The following is an 18,978-nucleotide window of genomic DNA, read 5'->3' as shown; positions in this document are numbered from 1 at the left end:
AGCCACTAGGCTTAATCCACAGCAGTTACCAATAACAAAGGTGTGGGTATGAGCCAGGTCGATTCAAACGCAGGGGCCAGTGACGTACTGGTCAGCTTTCGTGGAGTGCAGAAGAGCTACGACGGCGAGAACCTGATCGTCAAAGACCTCAACCTGGACATTCGCAAGGGTGAGTTCCTGACCCTGCTCGGGCCGTCCGGCTCGGGCAAGACCACCAGCCTGATGATGCTCGCCGGGTTCGAAACCCCGACCGCCGGCGAAATTCTCCTGGCCGGCCGCGCCATCAACAACGTGCCGCCGCACAAGCGTGACATCGGCATGGTGTTCCAGAACTACGCGTTGTTCCCGCACATGACCGTCGCCGAGAACCTGGCTTTCCCGCTGACCGTGCGCGGCCTGAACAAGAGCGACGTCAGCGACAAGGTCAAGAAAGTCCTGAGCATGGTCCAGCTCGACGCGTTCGCTTCGCGTTATCCGGCGCAACTCTCCGGCGGTCAGCAACAGCGTGTGGCGCTGGCGCGAGCGCTGGTGTTCGAACCGCAACTGGTGCTGATGGACGAACCGCTGGGCGCCCTCGACAAGCAATTGCGTGAACACATGCAGATGGAGATCAAGCACCTGCACCAGCGCCTTGGCGTGACCGTGGTCTACGTGACCCACGATCAGGGGGAAGCCCTGACCATGTCCGACCGCGTCGCTGTGTTCCATCAGGGCGAAATCCAGCAGATCGCGCCACCGCGCACGCTGTACGAAGAACCGAAAAACACCTTCGTGGCCAACTTCATCGGCGAGAACAACCGCCTCAACGGGCGGCTGCTCAGCCAGAGCGGCGAGCGCTGCGTGGTTGAGCTGGGCCGTGGCGAGAAGGTCGAGGCGCTGGCGGTCAACGTCGGCCAGACCGGTGAACCGGTAACCCTGTCGATTCGCCCGGAACGCGTCAGCCTCAATGGCTCGAGCGATCAATGCGTCAACCGCTTCTCAGGGAGGGTGGCGGAATTCATCTATCTGGGCGACCACGTCCGGGTGCGCCTGGAAGTCTGCGGCAAGACCGACTTCTTCGTGAAACAGCCGATTGCCGAGCTTGATCCAGCGCTCGCGGTCGGGGACGTGGTACCGCTTGGCTGGCAGGTCGAGCACGTTCGCGCGCTCGACCCGCTGTTAGAGGCGAACTGATCGCCCCCGCAATACCAACACCAACCCTGCACGTGGAGAGAACAATAAATGTTGAGATCCCTGAAGTTCACCGCCCTGACCCTGGGCCTGATGGGTGCGGCCAGCGCGATGGGCGCCGGTCCCGATTTGACTGTGGTGTCGTTTGGCGGGGCGAACAAGGCGGCGCAAGTCAAAGCCTTCTATGCACCGTGGGAAGCGGCGGGCAACGGCAAGATCGTTGCCGGCGAGTACAACGGCGAAATGGCCAAGGTCAAAGCCATGGTCGACACCAAGAGCGTGTCGTGGGATCTGGTGGAAGTCGAATCGCCAGAGCTGTCCCGTGGTTGCGATGAAGACATGTTCGAACAACTCGATCCGGCACTGTTCGGCAAAACCGAGGATTACGTCAAAGGCGCGATTCAGCCGTGCGGCGTGGGCTTCTTCGTCTGGTCGACCGTACTCGCGTACAACGCCGACAAGCTGAAAACCGCGCCAACCAGCTGGGCCGATTTCTGGGATACCAAGAAATTCCCGGGCAAGCGGGGCCTGCGCAAGGGCGCCAAGTACACCCTTGAGTTCGCGCTGATGGCCGACGGTGTTGCACCGAAAGACGTCTACAAAGAGCTGGCGAGCAAGGGCGGTCAGGATCGCGCGTTCAAGAAGCTCGATGAACTCAAGCCGAACATTCAGTGGTGGGAGGCCGGCGCCCAGCCGCCGCAATACCTCGCCTCCGGTGACGTGGTCATGAGCTCGGCCTACAACGGCCGCATCGCGGCAGTGCAGAAAGAATCCAACCTGAAAGTGGTATGGAACGGCGGCATCTACGACTTCGATGCGTGGGCCATCCCGAAAGGTCTGGACGCCAAGCGCGCCGAAGCGGCGAAGAAATTCATCGCCTACTCGGTCCAGCCGCAGCAGCAGAAGACCTACTCGGAAAACATTGCCTACGGGCCGGCCAACACGCAGGCAGTTCCGCTGCTGAGCAAGGACGTGCTGAAGGACATGCCGACCACCCCGGAAAACATCGCCAACCAGGTGCAGATCGACGTCAGCTTCTGGGCTGACAACGGCGAGCAACTGGAGCAGCGCTTCAATTCCTGGGCTGCGAAGTAACCTTCGCCCTGTACGAGCTGCCGCAGGCTGCGATCTTTTGACTTTGACTTTGCCTTTGAAGATCAAGAGATCGCAGCCTCGTTGCACTCGACAGCTCCTACAGGAGTGAGGTGTTTCTTGTGTGTTGAGGTAATGCGGCATCGTTATGTGGGATGCCGCCCATCCAAAGATTTGCGGAGTACGTCATGGCCATCGCCGTTCCCCTGAACGAGGGCGCCAGCCCCACCTTGAAGCAGAAGCTCAAGCGCGCCGAGCGGGTCAACCGCTGGAAGGCCCAGGCGTTGATTGCGCCGCTGGTGCTGTTTCTGTTGCTGGTGTTCCTGGTGCCGATCGTGGCGCTGCTCTATAAAAGCGTCGGCAACCCGGAAGTGGTCGGCGGCATGCCGCGCACCGTGGCGGCCATCGCCAGTTGGGACGGCCGCGGCCTGCCGGCGGAACCGGTGTACAAAGCGGCCGGCGAAGACCTCGCCGAAGCCCGCAAAAACCAGACGCTGGGCGATCTGTCCAAGCGCTTGAACATGGAGTTGGCCGGCTATCGCAGCCTGCTGACCAAAACCGCCCGGGCGTTGCCCTTCGCCAGCGAACCGGCCTCCTACAAAGAAGCACTCGAAGGCCTCGATGAGCGCTGGGGCGATCCGGCCTACTGGCAAGCGGTCAAACGCAACACCAGCAGCATCACCCCGTTCTATCTGCTGGCGGCGGTGGATCACCGTGTCGATGATCTCGGCGAACTGGCCCCGGCCACCCCGGATCAGGCGATCTACCTCGACATCTTCGCCCGCACGTTCTGGATGGGCCTGATCATCACCGTGATCTGCCTGTTCCTCGCCTATCCACTGGCCTATCTGCTGGCGAATCTGCCATCGCGGCAGAGCAACCTGCTGATGATTCTGGTGCTGCTGCCGTTCTGGACCTCGATTCTGGTGCGGGTCGCGGCGTGGATCGTGTTGCTGCAGTCGGGTGGACTGATCAACAGCGCGCTGATGGCGATGGGCATCATTGATAAGCCGCTGGAGCTGGTGTTCAACCGCACCGGGGTCTACATCTCGATGGTGCACATTCTGCTGCCGTTCATGATTCTGCCGATCTACAGCGTGATGAAAGGCATTTCGCCAACCTACATGCGCGCCGCGATCTCGCTGGGCTGCCATCCGTTTGCCAGTTTCTGGCGGGTGTACTTCCCGCAGACCTATGCCGGTGTCGGCGCTGGTTGCCTGTTGGTGTTCATCCTCGCCATCGGCTACTACATCACCCCGGCGCTGCTCGGCAGCCCGAACGATCAAATGGTCAGTTACTTCGTCGCGTTCTACACCAACACCAGCATCAACTGGGGCATGGCCACTGCGCTGGGCGGCTTGCTGCTGCTGGCGACCGTGGTGCTGTATCTGATCTACAGCTGGCTGGTGGGCGCCAGTCGCCTGCGCCTGAGCTAAGGGGAATTTGAAATGCTGAGTCCTTACATGTCGCCCATCGAACGGGTGTGGTTCTACAGCTTGCGGATCCTCTGCGGCCTGATCCTGCTGTTCCTGATTCTGCCGGTGCTGGTGATCGTGCCGCTGTCGTTCAACTCGGGCAGTTTCCTGGTGTATCCGCTGCAAGGTTTCTCGCTGCACTGGTATCAGGACTTCTTCGCCTCGGCCGAATGGATGCGCTCGCTGAAGAACAGCATCATCGTCGCCCCCGCCGCGACGGTGCTGGCGATGGTCTTCGGCACACTGGCCGCGATCGGCCTGACCCGTGGTGACTTCCCCGGCAAATCGCTGGTGATGGCGCTGGTGATTTCGCCGATGGTGGTGCCGGTGGTGATCATTGGTGTGGCCAGTTATCTGTTCTTCGCGCCGCTGGGGCTGGGCAATAGCTTCTTCTCGCTGATCGTGGTGCACGCGGTGCTCGGTGTGCCGTTCGTGATCATCACCGTGTCGGCGACGCTGCAGGGGTTCAACCAGAATCTGGTGCGGGCAGCGGCGAGCCTTGGGGCTTCGCCGTTGACCACGTTCCGTCGGGTGACCCTGCCGTTGATTGCGCCGGGGGTGATCTCCGGGGCGCTGTTTGCCTTTGCGACGTCGTTCGACGAAGTGGTGGTGACGCTGTTCCTCGCCGGCCCCGAGCAAGCGACGCTGCCACGGCAGATGTTCAGCGGGATCCGCGAGAACCTCAGCCCGACGATTGCGGCGGCGGCAACCTTGCTGATCGCGTTCTCCGTCATCCTGTTGCTGACCCTTGAATGGTTGCGTGGCCGCAGCGAGAAACTGCGTACCGCCCAGGTCTGACGCATTCCCCTGTAGGAGCTGCCGAAGGCTCGGGCCGCGATCGGACGATCTTTTGATCTTTGTTTTTAAGATCAGGATCAAAAGATCGCAGCCTTCGGCAGCTCCTACAGGTGGTGTGTCTGTCATTCATGGGGTGAATGGCGGACAACCCGGATTCCCCAGCTACGCTTGTGCTCAGCTCCCACATCTATAAGAGGCTGCGCACGATGAGTCTGTCCCAGTTCAAAATCGCTCACAAACTGATCACCGGCGCCGGGGCCATCGAGCAGTTGGCGGCGGAACTCACGCGGCTGGATATCGACAACCCGTTGATCGTCACCGACGCCGCGCTGGTCAAGTCCGGCACCGTGGAGCTGGCGCTGTGCCAATTGGGCGGGCGCGAGTACGAGATCTTCGACCGGGTGCTGCCGGACCCGGAAATCGCCATCGTCGAAGATTGCATGCGTGTGTACCGCGAGGGCGGGCATGACGGCTTGATCGGTCTGGGCGGTGGCAGTGCCATCGACATCGCCAAAAGCGTCGCGGCGTACGCCGGTTACCACGGTGCGCTGGAAGATCTGTTCGGCGTCGATCAAGTGCCACGCAAAGGTCCGCCGCTGATCGCCATTCCGACCACCGCCGGCACCGGCTCGGAAGTGACCAACGTCGCCATCCTCTCGGACAAGGTCGCGCAACTGAAGAAGGGCATCGTCAGCGATTATCTGTTGCCGGACGTGGCGCTGGTCAGTCCGCAGATGACCTTGACCTGCCCGCGCAGCGTCACCGCTGCCAGTGGTGTTGATGCGCTGGTGCATGCCATCGAATCCTATCTGTCGGTCAACGCCTCGCCGATCACCGATTCGCTGGCACTCGGTGCAATCAAGTTGATTGCCAGGGCGCTGCCCAAGGCCTACGCCAATGGCGGCAATCTGCAGGCCCGTGAGGACATGGCCACCGCCAGCCTGATGGCCGGCATGGCGTTCGGCAATGCCGGGGTCGGCGCGGTGCATGCGTTGGCCTATCCGCTGGGCGGGCGTTTCAACATCGCCCATGGCGTCAGTAACGCGTTGCTGCTGCCGTATGTCATGACCTGGAACAAGATGGCCTGCGTCGAGCGCATGCAGGATATCGCCGAAGCCATGGGGGTGAAGATCGCTCATCTGAGTGCGAACGAGGCGGCGGACAAAGCCGTGCAGGCGATGACCGAACTGTGTGCGGCGGTGGAAATTCCTGCCGGGCTGCGCAGCTTCGGCGTGCCCGAGGAGGCAATCCCGGCCATGGCTGTGGAGGCCGCGGGGATCGAGCGTTTGATGCGCAACAACCCGCGCAGGCTCAGCGCTGCGGATATCGAGAAGATCTACCGAGCGGCGTACTGATCATCGCGGTCACGGTGCGCGCACGGAAACTTGAGGTATACAATGCGCGCCATCGTGATTTAGCTCAGAAAAGGTGCGTCATGCAGCCCTTCGTAATTGCTCCGTCGATTCTCTCCGCCGACTTCGCCCGCCTCGGCGAAGAAGTGGACAACGTTCTGGCCGCCGGTGCCGACTTCGTTCACTTCGATGTCATGGACAACCACTACGTGCCGAACCTGACCATCGGTCCGATGGTTTGCGCGGCCCTGCGCAAGTACGGCGTTACCGCGCCGATCGACGCACACCTGATGGTCAGCCCGGTGGATCGCATCGTCGGCGACTTCATCGAGGCCGGCGCCACTTACATCACTTTCCACCCGGAAGCCACGCTGCACGTCGATCGTTCGCTGCAACTGATCCGTGAAGGCGGCTGCAAATCCGGCCTGGTGTTCAACCCGGCAACCCCGCTGGACGTGCTCAAGTACGTGATCGACAAGGTCGACATGGTCTTGCTGATGAGCGTCAACCCGGGCTTCGGCGGGCAGAAGTTCATCCCCGGCACCCTCGACAAACTGCGCGAAGCGCGGGCGATCATTGATGCCTCAGGGCGTGACATCCGTCTGGAAATCGACGGCGGGGTCAACGTCAACAACATCCGCGAAATCGCTGCCGCTGGCGCTGACACCTTTGTGGCCGGTTCGGCGATCTTCAATGCACCGAACTATCAGGAAGTCATCGACAAGATGCGTTCCGAACTGGCGCTGGCGCGCCCATGAGCGGTTTTGAGCAGCTGTTCCCGGGGCAACTGCCACGGTTGGTGATGTTCGATCTGGATGGCACGCTGATCGACTCGGTTCCCGACCTGGCGGCGGCGGTGGACACCATGCTGCTCTCCCTCGGCCGCAAGCCTGCCGGCATCGAGTCGGTACGCGAGTGGGTCGGCAATGGCGCACCGGTGCTGGTGCGCCGGGCGCTGGCCGGTGGCATCGATCACTCGGCAGTGGATGACGTCGAGGCCGAGCACGCACTGGAAGTGTTCATGGAAGCCTACGGTGCGAGCCATGAGCTGACCGTGGTCTATCCCGGCGTGCGCGACACCCTCAAGTGGTTGCACAAGCAGGGCGTGGCGATGGCGCTGATCACCAACAAGCCCGAGCGTTTTGTCGCGCCGCTGCTGGATCAGATGAAGATCGGCCGTTACTTCAAGTGGATCATCGGCGGCGACACCCTGCCGCAGAAGAAGCCTGATCCGGCCGCGCTGTTCTTCGTGATGAAAATGGCCAACATTCCGGCTTCGCAATCGCTGTTCGTCGGCGATTCGCGCAGCGACGTGCTGGCGGCGAAAGCGGCGGGGGTCAAGTGCGTGGCACTGAGCTACGGCTACAACCACGGCCGACCGATTGCCGAGGAATCCCCGGCACTGGTGATCGACGATCTGCGCAAGCTAATTCCCGGTTGCCTCGGTACAGCCGCTGAGATAACGTTGCCCGACGCTTCTCAATCCCATTCTGGAAACGCCATCGTGGTGGTCACCCGCAAACTCTGGATGAAAGTCATCAAGGCCCTGGCCCGCTGGCGTTGGCGCGCCTGACTGGTTCCTGGCCGGCTTGCCGGCGCGTTTGCACACCTGACTGATTTGCCCCTCACACCACGAGGCACCCCATGATCCGCGAAGAATTCCTGCGCCTGGCCGCTGACGGCTACAACCGCATTCCGTTGGCCTGCGAAACCCTGGCCGACTTCGACACGCCGCTGTCGATCTATCTGAAACTGGCCGACCAGCCCAACTCCTACCTGCTCGAATCGGTGCAGGGCGGCGAGAAGTGGGGCCGTTACTCGATCATCGGCCTGCCGTGCCGCACCGTACTGCGGGTGCACGACCATCACGTGAGCATCACCGTCGATGGCGTCGAGACCGAAAGCCATGACGTCGAAGACCCGCTGGCTTTCGTCGAAACCTTCAAGGCCCGTTACAACGTGCCGACCATCGCCGGTCTGCCGCGTTTCAACGGTGGCCTGGTCGGTTACTTCGGTTACGACTGCGTGCGCTACGTAGAGAAGCGTCTGGGCAAATGCCCGAACCCGGATCCGCTGGGCGTGCCGGACATTCTGCTGATGGTCTCTGATGCGGTGGTGGTGTTCGACAACCTCGCCGGCAAGATGCACGCGATTGTCCTCGCTGACCCGGCGCAAGCCGATGCTTACGAGCAGGGGCAGGCGCAATTGCAGGAACTGCTGGAGAAACTGCGCCAGCCGATCACCCCGCGCCGTGGCCTGGACTTCAGCAAGCAACAAGCGGCTGATCCGGTGTTTCGCTCCAGTTTCACCCAGAGCGATTACGAAAAAGCCGTCGACACCATCAAGGAATACATCCTCGCGGGCGACTGCATGCAAGTCGTGCCGTCGCAGCGCATGTCGATCGACTTCAAGGCTGCGCCGATCGATCTGTATCGAGCGCTGCGTTGCTTCAACCCGACGCCGTACATGTACTTCTTCAACTTCGGCGATTTCCACGTCGTCGGCAGTTCGCCGGAAGTGCTGGTGCGGGTCGAAGACAACCTGATCACCGTGCGCCCGATTGCCGGCACGCGCCCGCGTGGCGCCACCGAAGAAGCGGATCTGGCGCTGGAAGAAGATTTGCTGTCGGACGACAAGGAGATCGCCGAGCACTTGATGCTGATCGATCTGGGGCGTAACGACACGGGTCGTGTCTCGGAAATCGGTTCGGTGAAGCTCACCGAGAAAATGGTCATCGAGCGTTATTCCAACGTGATGCACATCGTCTCTAACGTCACCGGCCAGTTGAAGGCCGGGCTGACCGCGATGGACGCGCTGCGAGCGATTCTGCCCGCGGGCACGTTGTCCGGCGCGCCGAAGATCCGTGCGATGGAAATCATCGACGAGCTCGAACCGGTCAAGCGTGGCGTGTATGGCGGTGCGGTTGGTTACTTCGCCTGGAACGGCAACATGGACACCGCGATTGCGATTCGCACCGCCGTGATCAAGAACGGCGAACTGCACGTGCAGGCCGGTGGCGGCATCGTTGCCGACTCGGTGCCGGCGCTTGAATGGGAAGAAACCCTGAACAAGCGCCGCGCGATGTTCCGCGCCGTGGCCCTGGCCGAGCAGACCCCGGACACCTGATCCACGTAAAACCCTTGTAGGAGTGAGCCTGCTCGCGATTTCGGTCTGACATTCACCTTTAATGTTGACTGTTCCACCGCCATCGCGAGCAGGCTCACTCCTACATTGGATTGCGTTCAGCCATAAAAAAACGCGGCGCCTGTGAGGGCGCCGCGTTTTTTTATGCCTGCGCTAACCCTGTAGGAGCTGGCGCAGCCTGCGATCTTTTGCTTTCAACCTCAGAAATCCAGGCTGACCCCGACATTAACTCCCTGCTGGGTAAAGTCATCATCCTTGCGCACGTTGTAGCTGGCGCGCAACGCCAGATCCTGCGTGAGCTTGTGGCTCACGCCCAGATTCAGGCGATTGAGATTGGTCTGCGGCTCGTAGCCTTCGAGGGTGAAACGGTTGCCCGGCAGACTGTTGAGGTTGATGGTCAGGTCCTGCCGGTCGTCGTTGTACTCACGCTCGTGAGCGAATTCGCCAAACACTTCGGTCTGCGCGGTGATCTGGTACTTGCCCTGGATCCCTACGCCCAGGCGTCGCGAATTGCGCGATTGATCATCGAAGGTCAGCGCCGTGGAATCCGCGCCCTTTTCCGAATAACCATCGACTTCGGTCTTGCCGAAATCGGCGCTGACAAATGGCGACAGGTGCCATGGGCTGCTGGCCTGCTGCGCGATGTCGTAGCCGATGCGGCCGCTGATCGCCAGCACGTAGCCGTCGGTATCGCCTTTCTCCCCGCGCTCGTTGACCCCCAGCTGGAATTTACGCTTGAGGCTGTCGTAGTCGAGTTTGCTGGCGGTCATCGCCAGGTCGCCCCACCAGCGATTTTGCTGGTACTGGGCGAACGCGGTGCCCATGTAGGAATTGAGTTTGTATTCCGAGTCGGCGTCGCCGGCTTCGAGTTTCTGGTGATAGAGGCCGGCGGCCACGCCCACACGCCAGGCTTCGTTGACGCGATAGCTGCCGCCGATGTTCAGGTTGTACCCGTTGCCATCGGCACTGGCCGCACTGTGCTGGCTGTCGAAGTCCTGATGCTGGCCGCCACCGGCGACGATGGCGCGCCATTGGCCCACGGCCTGCCAGTTTTCCCAGTCCGCCAGCCACTGATTGCGCAATTCGTCCTGATGCGCGCGCAATGAGCCCTGGGCCATTTCCGGGAGCAGGGTCAGCTCCCACGGGGCCGCCAGCAGCGAGTAGGCGTAGTCGGCAATCAGACGCTGGCCAGCTTCGGTGGGGTGCACCGAATCGTTGTAGATCAGTTTGGTGGGATCCGGGGTGGCGCTGTTGATGCCGTATCGGGCGTTCTCGGTGCAGCCATTGCCGCTGAAGCAGGTGGCCGTGAGGTTCTGGTCGGTGGCGAGGCCGAATTGCGCCGGGTTGGCGAAAGCCTCTTTGAGCAGCACCGGAATGTTCAGTGGAATGATTTCGGCGTTGATGCCCTGCAACTGGCTGACCAGTTCGGTGTTGAACTGGGCGCTGAGCTGCGAGGTGAAGCCCTGCAGCGGCGAGCCGTTGATGGCCGGCGTCAGGCCGATGTCCGGCAACAGCCAGACCATGATGTATTTGGCGCCGGCGCCTTGCAGCGTACGGGCGCTGTCGGCCAGGCGATCGGCCGCGGCGCTGGCCTGATCGAGGCTGAGTACGCGGCCCTGAAGGAAGTCGTTGCCGCCACCGGACAGGTAATAGAGTGCATTCGGATCGGCGCGGAAACCGTTCGAAGGCAGGTAGCCGCTGCGGGTGCGTTCGCCGGTGGCGGACTGCGTAGTAATCGAGTCGAGAATCTGGTCAGTCCGGTAACCCCCCACCGCCCAGTTGTTGCCATCGACCAGGCCTTCGCCGGCACGCACGGCCGAGGATGAGGAGGCGGTCTGGTCGGGGCTGAAACCCAGTTTGCCGCCGATGATCTGGGTGGCGTTGAGGTCGCGGTTTTCCCCGGTGCCGTCCTTGTACAGCGGGCCGGTGCGGTTGGTGTAGCGCTGCGTGGCACCGGCCGGGCCGCCGGTGTCCCTAAAGGTCCCGGCGTCATTCAGGCTGTCGCCGAACACGATGAAATTCGAATAGGGAGCGGGTGCTGCGTAGGCCTGGGCGCAGGCCATGGCGAGCAGGCATCCGGCAAGCGGTACAAACAACGTCTGTTTGATCATGAGCAAGTCCGTTTATTTATTGTTGTAGGTGAACGAAACGACAGTACCAAAAACTCCCGGCGTTTTGCCATCGGTCGCGAAGCCTCGCTTAGTTTTGTCCCCCGTCAGCCCCGCCATATTGCACGCTCCGCCCAGCTAAGTTACTGTGCCGGAACGTATGAACGAGACCTTCCCCGTGTTGATCGTCAGCAAACTTCTGGATCAAGTCATCAAGGCACACGCCCGTTGGCGTTGGCGCGCCTGAATCTTTTCTGCCGGCCCCGCCGGATCTGTATCGCTTTGCCTTCCTTGCCCGTTTGAAATGCCGCTGTGCCGACGCCTCCTGCGCGTCCGACATCGTGCAGCGCCCTGCGGGCAAGTCATTCGAAGGCTGTCTTCAAGTCAGAATTCAAGAGGTTCGAAACGCCATGTTGCTGATGATCGACAACTACGACTCCTTTACTTACAACGTTGTGCAATACCTTGGCGAGCTGGGTGCCGAGGTTAAAGTCGTGCGCAACGACGAACTGACCATCGCCGAAATCGAAGCGCTCAACCCCGAGCGCATCGTGGTCTCGCCAGGCCCGTGCACACCGACCGAAGCCGGCGTCTCCATCGAGGCCATCAAACATTTCGCCGGCAAGCTGCCGATCCTCGGCGTCTGCCTGGGCCATCAGTCCATCGGTCAGGCCTTCGGCGGCGATGTGGTGCGTGCCCGCCAAGTGATGCACGGTAAGACTAGCCCGGTATTCCATGAGGACAAGGGGGTTTTTGCCGGTCTGAATCATCCGCTGACGGTTACCCGCTACCACTCGCTGATCGTCAAGCACGATACTCTGCCCGAGTGCCTGGAGCTGACCGCGTGGACGCAGCACGACGACGGCTCGGTCGACGAAATCATGGGCCTGCGGCACAAGACCCTGAACATCGAGGGCGTACAGTTCCACCCCGAGTCGATCCTGACCGAGCAGGGCCATGAACTGTTCGCCAACTTCCTCAAACAAACCGGCGGCACGCGCTAAGGACTTTCCATGAATATCAAGACAGCCCTGAGCCGTATCGTCGAACACCTCGACCTCAGCACCGAAGAAATGCGCGATGTGATGCGCGAAATCATGACCGGTCAATGCACCGAGGCGCAGATCGGCGCATTCATGATGGCGATGCGCATGAAGAGCGAAAGCATCGACGAAATCGTCGGCGCGGTTTCGGTGATGCGTGAGCTGGCCGATCAGGTCGAACTCAAGACCCTCGACGGCGTGGTCGATGTAGTCGGCACCGGCGGTGACGGTGCGAACATTTTCAACGTGTCGACCGCGTCCGCGTTTGTCGTCGCGGCAGCCGGTTGCACCGTGGCCAAGCACGGCAACCGTGCGGTGTCGGGCAAGAGCGGCAGTGCCGACTTGCTCGAAGCCGCCGGTATCTATCTGAACCTGACGCCAGTACAGGTCGCCCGGTGCATCGACAACGTCGGCATCGGGTTCATGTTTGCCCAGACTCACCACAAAGCCATGAAGTACGCCGCCGGCCCGCGCCGCGATCTCGGCCTGCGTACGCTGTTCAACATGCTCGGCCCGCTTACGAATCCGGCCGGTGTGAAACATCAGGTGGTGGGTGTGTTCACTCCCGCGCTGTGCCGGCCATTGGCCGAAGTCTTGCAGCGTCTGGGTAGCAAACACGTACTGGTGGTGCATTCGAAGGATGGCCTGGACGAATTCAGTCTTGCTGCGCCGACCTTTGTGGCTGAGTTGAAGAACAACGAGATCAGCGAGTATTGGGTCGAGCCGGAAGATCTGGGCATGAAGAGCCAGAGCCTGCACGGCCTGTCGGTGGATGGACCGGAAGCATCGCTGGCGCTGATTCGTGACGCACTGGGCAAGCGCAAGACCGAGAACGGCCAGAAAGCTGCCGAAATGATTGTGCTCAATGCCGGTGCAGCGCTGTACGCCGCCGACCTGGCCACGAGTTTGAAAGAAGGCGTGGCGCTTGCGCACGACGCTCTGCATACCGGCCTTGCTCGGGAAAAACTCGAGGAGCTGGGTGCCTTTACCGCGGTATTCAAAGTGGAGAATGAGGGATGAGTGTACCGACGGTTCTGGAAAACATTCTGGCGCGCAAGGTCCAGGAAGTCGCCGAGCGTAGCGCTCGCGTCAGCCTGAGCGAGCTGGAAAGTCTGGCCAAGGCGGCCGATGCACCCCGTGGTTTTGCCCAGGCATTGCTGGCGCAGGCCAAGAAGAAGCAGCCGGCGGTCATCGCTGAAATCAAGAAAGCGTCGCCGAGCAAGGGCGTGATCCGCGAGGACTTCGTACCTGCCGACATCGCCAGGAGCTACGAGAAGGGCGGGGCGACCTGTCTTTCCGTGCTGACCGACATCGACTACTTCCAGGGCGCCGATGCCTACCTGCAACAGGCCCGCGCCGCCTGCAAACTGCCGGTGATCCGCAAGGACTTCATGATCGATCCGTACCAGATCGTCGAAGCCCGCGCGCTGGGCGCCGACTGCGTGCTGTTGATCGTCTCCGCACTGGACGACGTGAAAATGGCCGAGCTGGCCTCGGTGGCCAAAAGCGTTGGTCTGGATGTGCTGGTGGAAGTGCACGACGGCGATGAGTTGGAGCGCGCGCTGAAAACCCTCGACACGCCGCTGGTCGGGATCAATAACCGCAACCTGCACACCTTCGACGTCAGCCTGGAAACCACCCTCGACCTGCTGCCGCGCATTCCGCGCGATCGTCTGGTGATCACCGAGAGCGGCATCCTCAACCGCGCCGATGTCGAGCTGATGGAAATCAGCGATGTGTATGCGTTCCTGGTGGGCGAAGCGTTCATGCGCGCGGAAAGCCCGGGCACTGAACTGCAGCGCCTGTTCTTCCCGGAGCGTGGTGTGCCGGTCAGTGGTTCGACCCTGGACTGACTCAGTCAGACCGGTTAGACGCCATCGCGAGCAGGCTCACTCCTACACCTGGAATGCGTTCCCCCCTGTAGGAGTGAGCCTGCTCGCGATGACGACATAAGATCCACCTTAGACTGAACGTCCTACGGAAACCTTATGATCCCTGCCTCCCTCCCCATCGAAACCGGCCTGCAAGCCGAACAGGACTTGCTCGCTTCCATCTGCGCCGGCGACGCCGAGTTCGGCCTGCTGTTCTGGCAACCCGCAGATCGCGCGCTGGTCATGCCACGCCGCCTCAACCGGCTACCTGGTTTCGAGCACGCCTGCGAAGTTTCCGCCGCTGCCGGTTGGCCAGTCTTGCTGCGGGAAACCGGCGGTGAACCGGTCCCGCAATCCGCTTCAACCATCAACATCGCGCTGGTCTACGCGCCGCCCCGCAGCGAAGGCGATCTGAATCGCATCGAAACCGGTTACCGGCGCCTGTGTGATCCGATCTGCGAATTGCTCGATGAGTTGGGTGGCGTGTCGTCGCTGGGCGAAATCGACGGGGCATTCTGCGACGGCCGCTTCAACGTCAATCTCGACGGTCGCAAGATGGTCGGCACCGCTCAGCGCTGGCGTCAGAGCCAGGGTGGCCAGCGTCCGGTGGGGTTGGTGCACGGGGCGATGTTGATGGATGACGAGCGCGAATCGATGGTCGCGGCGGTCAACCGTTTCAATGAGGCCTGTGGTCTGGAGCAGCGGGTGCGGGCCGAAAGCCACATTGCCCTGCATGAGAAGTTCGTCGCGCCAAATGCTCTGGCGCGTCTGGATGAGCTGTTTCGTCTGATGCTGGCGCAGGTCTATAGCGCCTGAGTTACGCGCTTAGCGGGTGCCGAAGACCACCATGGTCTTGCCTTTCACATCGACCAGGTTGCGTTCTTCAAGATCCTTGAGCACGCGACCGACCATCTCCCGCGAACAACCGACAATCCGCCCGATTTCCTGACGGGTCACCTTGATCTGCATGCCGTCCGGGTGGGTCATCGCGTCAGGCTGTTTGCACAGCTCCAGCAGGCAACGGGCCACACGGCCGGTGACGTCAAAGAACGCCAGATCGCCGACCTTGCGCGTGGTATTGCGCAGGCGTTGTGCGATTTGTCCGCTGAGAACGTAAAGAATGTCTGGATCCTGCTGCGACAATTCGCGGAACTTCACGTAGCTGATTTCGGCGATTTCACATTCGACTTTCGCCCGCACCCAGGCACTGCGTTGCTGTTCCTGGCCCGCCTGCTCGAACAAACCCAGCTCGCCGAAGAAGTCCCCGGCGTTGAGGTAGGCGATGATCATTTCGCGGCCGTCGTCATCCTCGATCAGGATTGTTACCGAGCCCTTGATGATGAAGTACAGCGTGTCCGAGCGATCGCCGGCGCAGATGATGTTGCTCTTGGCCGCATGGCGACGGCGCTGGCAATGCATCAACAGCTTGTCAAGGTTCTTGATTTTGGGTGTGGGGGTAATAGCAACCATGGTTGTATCCCGAAAAGACTGCACGGTGATGTTTGGTTTTTTTATGAGGCGCTGAAGGCGGTCGCTACAGGCTGACAATTGGCGCCAGCGAATTGGCGCCAGCTTACCAGACACTTCGTCGAAAATTCGAGAAATTACCTACAGCGTACGGGCATCCTTCCTAGGAACGCTTCGCGCTGTCGGAGCAGGGGGCTGTGCTAAGCTGGCGACCCTTTTTTCTACAGTGGAGTCTTGGCGATGAAGGCACGCATCCAATGGGCTGGCGAAGCCATGTTCCTCGGCGAGTCCGGCAGCGGTCATGTTGTGGTCATGGACGGTCCGCCGGACGCCGGTGGTCGTAATCTGGGTGTCCGCCCGATGGAAATGCTCCTGCTGGGCGTTGGCGGTTGCAGCAACTTCGACGTGGTCAGCATCCTGAAGAAGTCGCGTCAGGCTGTTGAAAGCTGCGAAGCGTTCCTTGAAGCCGAGCGCGCAACCGAAGATCCGAAGGTGTTCACCAAGATCCACATGCACTTCGTGGTCAAGGGTCGTGGCCTGAAAGAAGCCCAGGTCAAGCGTGCCATCGAGCTGTCTGCCGAGAAGTATTGCTCGGCCTCGATCATGCTCGGCGCGGCCGGCGTGGCGATCACTCACGATTACGAAATCGTCGAACTCGGTTGAACCGACATTCAACTATCATAAAAGCAGTGCAGACTCTGGCGATCCCTCGCTGACGTCTGCATAATGCGCCACTTTTTTCAGGGCAGTGATCGGTCAGCCGACGGGTCAGCCGCCTGAACAGATAACCAAAATCGCCATCGCGAAGAGGTGTTAACCGTCCTACGCAGGTGCGTTGTTCGCACTTGACGGGCATGCTTGATCACGCGGCTGCGCCGCATACATAGAGAGTTTTTAACGGTGAAAAGCAAACTCAAGCTCCACGGGTTCAATAACCTGACAAAGACCTTGAGCTTCAATATCTATGACATCTGCTACGCGGAAACCCCGCAAGACCAGCAGGCTTACGTCGAGTACATCAATCAAGAGTACAACGCCGAACGCCTGACGCAGATCCTCACGGAAGTTGTCGAAATCATTGGTGCCAACATTCTGAACATTGCCAGTCAGAACTATGAGCCTCAGGGTGCCAGCGTCACGATTCTGATCTCGGAAGAGCCGGTGACCCCGACTGACAGCCAGATCGAAGAGTCCCCGGGTCCATTGCCCGAAATCATCCTTGCCCACCTCGACAAGAGCCACATCACGGTGCATACCTATCCGGAAATCCATCCGGACGCCGGTATCGCGACGTTCCGTGTGGACATCGACGTGTCGACCTGTGGTGTCATTTCACCGCTTAAAGCGCTCAACTTCCTCATTCACCAGTTCGATTCGGACATCGTGACTGTGGATTACCGTGTGCGCGGCTTCACCCGTGACGTTGAAGGCAACAAGCACTTCATCGACCACGAGATCAATTCGATCCAGAACTACCTTTCCGAAGACACTCGCGACGCGTACCAGATGACCGACGTGAACGTGTACCAGGAAAACCTGTTCCACACCAAAATGCTGCTGAAGAACTTCGAACTGGACAACTACCTGTTCGGCGACGCCACCAGCAATCTGTCTGCCGAGCAGCGTGCTCAGGTGACTGAGCGGGTGAAACACGAAATGCTGGAAATCTTCTACGCGCGCAACATGCCGACGTAAGATTCCCGGGCACAAAAAAGGCGACTACTTTGCGGTAGTCGCCTTTTTATTACCGAAACAGAACCCTGTGGGAGCGAGCCTGCTCGCGAAGGGGCCCTCAGCAGCAATACCGATCTCAGATCCGATAAGTACTCTTGGTCATCACCTTCGCCAACAGACTCATCCCGAACTTCACCGGCGCCGGAAAACGGAAACCACCCGCATCCAGTGCACTCTCCGCATGATGTTCTTCATCAATGCGCATCTGCTCCAGAATTGCCCGGGACTTTTCGTCCTCGGCCGGCAATTGCTCAAGGTGCTCGTTCAAGTGCTTGCACACCTGGTGCTCGGTTGCTGCGACGAAACCGAGGCTGACCTTGTCACTGATCAGACCGGCCACGGCGCCAATGCCGAACGACATCCCGTAGAACAGCGGATTGAGCACGCTGGTGTGACTGCCCAGTTGATGGATGCGCTGCTCGCACCACACCAGATGATCGATTTCTTCCTCGGCGGCATGTTCCATGGCGGCACGCACCTGCGGCAACTTCGCAGTCAGCGCCTGCCCTTGGTACAGCGCCTGGGCGCAGACTTCACCGGTGTGGTTGATGCGCATCAGGCCGGCGACGTGGCGGGTGTCTTCATCGCTCATCTGCACATCCGGCTGCACGATGGCTGGCGACGGGCGGTAGGGCTGGCCGCTGAAAGGCAGCAGGGTACGCATCGCGGCATCGGCTTGCAGCAGAAGACGGTCAATCGGCGAGTAGTGACGTTGGGTAGTCATGCTGACCTCCGGGAAAAATCTCGACGGCCAGTTTAACCGAATCGGCCGGGGAAGGTTTGCGCTGGGTCATTTGCCACTGTGTTGCGCTTGATCTGCTGTATGTAGGAGCTGCCGAAGGCTGCGATCTTTTGATCTTGTTTTTTCAGGATCAAGGTCAAAAGATCGCAGCCTTCGGCAGCTCCTGCACGGGTTTGCTGAGATCAGCCCGGCGGCCAGTTCATCTGACGCTGACCCAGTACATGCATATGAATGTGATAGACGGTCTGCCCACCTTTTTCATTGCAGTTCATCACCACCCGGAAGCCTTCCTCGCAGCCCAGCTCCAGCGCCAGACGCTGGGCGGTGAACAGAATGTGCCCGGCCAGTGCCTTGTCGTCTTCGGTCAGGTCGTTGAGGGTACGCACCGGTTTCTTCGGGATCACCAGAAAATGCACCGGTGCCTGAGGGGCGATGTCGTGGAACGCCAGAACCTGGTCGTCCTCGTAAATGATCTTGGCCGGAATCTCCCGGTTGATGATCTTGGTGAACAGAGTATCCACTGCTGTTTTCTCCGTGGTGTGGGCTGGCCTGAGTGTACTCATGGGAAATGGCCCCGCCCAGTGTTTTGCCGCAGGCCCGTTCAGCGCGGGCAGTAAGCCTTGTTGAGCATGCCGACGATGGTGCGGTTGAGCCAGCGCGAACCGAGGCGCGGCAGGAAGGCGAACCAGCGGTTGCGTCGTCCCGGAATGATGATGGCGCGGTTTTTCTCCAGCGCACGCACGGTGTACAGCGCGACTTCCTCGGGACTCATCAGCAGTTTGCTGTCTTTGATCTTGTCGCTGTCGAGCTGTGCGGTGCGGAAGAACGCGGTACGGGTGGGGCCGGGGCAGAGCACCGACACCTTGACCGCGCTCTGTTTCAGCTCAACCCGCAGCGCTTCGGAGAAGTGCAACACATAGGCCTTGCTGGCGTAGTAGGTGCTCATCCACGGGCCGGGATTGAACGCTGCCATGGAGGCGAC

The 18,978-nt window shown here is 60.6% G+C and carries 19 protein-coding genes; 14 read left to right on the top strand and 5 right to left on the bottom strand.

All coding sequences use genetic code 11. From position 1 onward, the window contains the following. Positions 1-48 precede the first annotated feature (48 nt). The 8 genes from DBR18_RS22690 (at position 49) to trpE (ending at position 9,013) form a co-directional block, all read left to right on the top strand. Entirely contained in the window at positions 49-1,173 is a 1,125-nt protein-coding gene (locus tag DBR18_RS22690) for an ABC transporter ATP-binding protein (RefSeq protein ID WP_108591995.1), read from the top strand. A 48-nt stretch (positions 1,174-1,221) separates the two neighbouring features. Continuing rightward, positions 1,222-2,265 (top strand): ABC transporter substrate-binding protein, encoded by a 1,044-nt coding sequence (locus DBR18_RS22685; RefSeq protein WP_108591994.1) that lies wholly within the window; start codon positions 1,222-1,224, stop codon positions 2,263-2,265. A gap of 185 nt (positions 2,266-2,450) precedes the next feature. Next, the gene (locus DBR18_RS22680; protein ID WP_108591993.1) at positions 2,451-3,698 is read left to right on the top strand and encodes an ABC transporter permease; all 1,248 of its coding nucleotides are present in this window, start codon (positions 2,451-2,453) and stop codon (positions 3,696-3,698) included. A 12-nt stretch (positions 3,699-3,710) separates the two neighbouring features. Next, positions 3,711-4,535 (top strand): ABC transporter permease, encoded by an 825-nt coding sequence (locus tag DBR18_RS22675; protein ID WP_108591992.1) that lies wholly within the window; start codon positions 3,711-3,713, stop codon positions 4,533-4,535. A gap of 206 nt (positions 4,536-4,741) precedes the next feature. Then, positions 4,742-5,890, top strand: a complete 1,149-nt coding sequence (locus DBR18_RS22670; protein WP_108591991.1) for an iron-containing alcohol dehydrogenase — start codon at positions 4,742-4,744, stop codon at positions 5,888-5,890. An 80-nt stretch (positions 5,891-5,970) separates the two neighbouring features. Beyond that, positions 5,971-6,645 carry a ribulose-phosphate 3-epimerase gene (gene rpe / locus DBR18_RS22665; RefSeq protein ID WP_007918813.1) on the top strand — a complete coding sequence of 225 codons (675 nt, stop codon included), beginning with the start codon at positions 5,971-5,973 and terminating at the stop codon, positions 6,643-6,645. Continuing rightward, positions 6,642-7,460, top strand: a complete 819-nt coding sequence (locus DBR18_RS22660) for a phosphoglycolate phosphatase (protein WP_025113557.1) — start codon at positions 6,642-6,644, stop codon at positions 7,458-7,460. The genes rpe and DBR18_RS22660 overlap by 4 nt, the downstream gene beginning before the upstream one ends. 71 nt (positions 7,461-7,531) lie before the next feature. Continuing rightward, on the top strand, positions 7,532-9,013 hold the full coding sequence (trpE, locus tag DBR18_RS22655; RefSeq protein WP_108591990.1) for an anthranilate synthase component I: 1,482 nt from the start codon (positions 7,532-7,534) through the stop codon (positions 9,011-9,013). Between the two features lie 218 nt (positions 9,014-9,231). Here the strand turns inward: trpE and estP are convergent, their stop codons facing one another. Beyond that, positions 9,232-11,142 carry an esterase EstP gene (gene estP / locus DBR18_RS22650; RefSeq protein WP_108591989.1) on the bottom strand — a complete coding sequence of 637 codons (1,911 nt, stop codon included), beginning with the start codon at positions 11,140-11,142 and terminating at the stop codon, positions 9,232-9,234. A gap of 407 nt (positions 11,143-11,549) precedes the next feature. Here estP and DBR18_RS22645 point away from each other — a divergent pair, with 407 nt between their 5' ends. The 4 genes from DBR18_RS22645 (at position 11,550) to DBR18_RS22630 (ending at position 14,869) form a co-directional block, all read left to right on the top strand. After that, the gene (locus DBR18_RS22645) at positions 11,550-12,143 is read left to right on the top strand and encodes an aminodeoxychorismate/anthranilate synthase component II (protein WP_108591988.1); all 594 of its coding nucleotides are present in this window, start codon (positions 11,550-11,552) and stop codon (positions 12,141-12,143) included. A gap of 9 nt (positions 12,144-12,152) precedes the next feature. Further along, positions 12,153-13,202: an anthranilate phosphoribosyltransferase gene (trpD, locus tag DBR18_RS22640; RefSeq protein WP_108591987.1), complete on the top strand. Its 1,050-nt coding sequence runs from the start codon at positions 12,153-12,155 to the stop codon at positions 13,200-13,202. Beyond that, entirely contained in the window at positions 13,199-14,035 is an 837-nt protein-coding gene (gene trpC / locus DBR18_RS22635) for an indole-3-glycerol phosphate synthase TrpC (protein WP_108591986.1), read from the top strand. Before trpD ends, trpC begins: the two co-directional genes overlap by 4 nt. A 135-nt stretch (positions 14,036-14,170) precedes the next feature. Next, positions 14,171-14,869, top strand: coding sequence for a lipoate--protein ligase family protein (locus DBR18_RS22630; RefSeq protein ID WP_108591985.1), 699 nt, complete (start codon positions 14,171-14,173; stop codon positions 14,867-14,869). Positions 14,870-14,878: 9 nt separating this feature from the next. On the opposite strand, the gene crp is transcribed toward DBR18_RS22630, so the two are convergent. Beyond that, positions 14,879-15,523 (bottom strand): cAMP-activated global transcriptional regulator CRP, encoded by a 645-nt coding sequence (crp, locus tag DBR18_RS22625; RefSeq protein ID WP_007966430.1) that lies wholly within the window; start codon positions 15,521-15,523, stop codon positions 14,879-14,881. Positions 15,524-15,760: 237 nt separating this feature from the next. On the opposite strand from crp, the gene DBR18_RS22620 reads away from it, so the two are divergent. Both DBR18_RS22620 and speD read left to right on the top strand, forming a co-directional pair. Further along, positions 15,761-16,183: an OsmC family protein gene (locus tag DBR18_RS22620; RefSeq protein ID WP_003228794.1), complete on the top strand. Its 423-nt coding sequence runs from the start codon at positions 15,761-15,763 to the stop codon at positions 16,181-16,183. 237 nt (positions 16,184-16,420) lie between these two features. Then, on the top strand, positions 16,421-17,215 hold the full coding sequence (speD, locus tag DBR18_RS22615) for an adenosylmethionine decarboxylase (protein WP_108591984.1): 795 nt from the start codon (positions 16,421-16,423) through the stop codon (positions 17,213-17,215). Between the two features lie 115 nt (positions 17,216-17,330). Here speD and coq7 read toward each other — a convergent pair whose 3' ends face one another. The 3 genes from coq7 to DBR18_RS29750 all read right to left on the bottom strand — a co-directional run. Continuing rightward, positions 17,331-17,978 carry a 2-polyprenyl-3-methyl-6-methoxy-1,4-benzoquinone monooxygenase gene (coq7, locus tag DBR18_RS22610; RefSeq protein WP_027610738.1) on the bottom strand — a complete coding sequence of 216 codons (648 nt, stop codon included), beginning with the start codon at positions 17,976-17,978 and terminating at the stop codon, positions 17,331-17,333. Between the two features lie 200 nt (positions 17,979-18,178). Next, positions 18,179-18,517 carry a histidine triad nucleotide-binding protein gene (locus tag DBR18_RS22605; RefSeq protein ID WP_003228789.1) on the bottom strand — a complete coding sequence of 113 codons (339 nt, stop codon included), beginning with the start codon at positions 18,515-18,517 and terminating at the stop codon, positions 18,179-18,181. An 80-nt stretch (positions 18,518-18,597) separates the two neighbouring features. Further along, positions 18,598-18,978, bottom strand: a 381-nt coding sequence (locus tag DBR18_RS29750; RefSeq protein ID WP_256588851.1) for an SDR family oxidoreductase, incomplete at its 5' end; no start/stop codon positions are given.

This window comes from Pseudomonas sp. HMWF021, from assembly GCF_003061005.1.
Classification (GTDB): Bacteria; Pseudomonadota; Gammaproteobacteria; order Pseudomonadales; family Pseudomonadaceae; genus Aquipseudomonas.
This window is presented reverse-complemented; position numbering and strand designations above follow the sequence as displayed.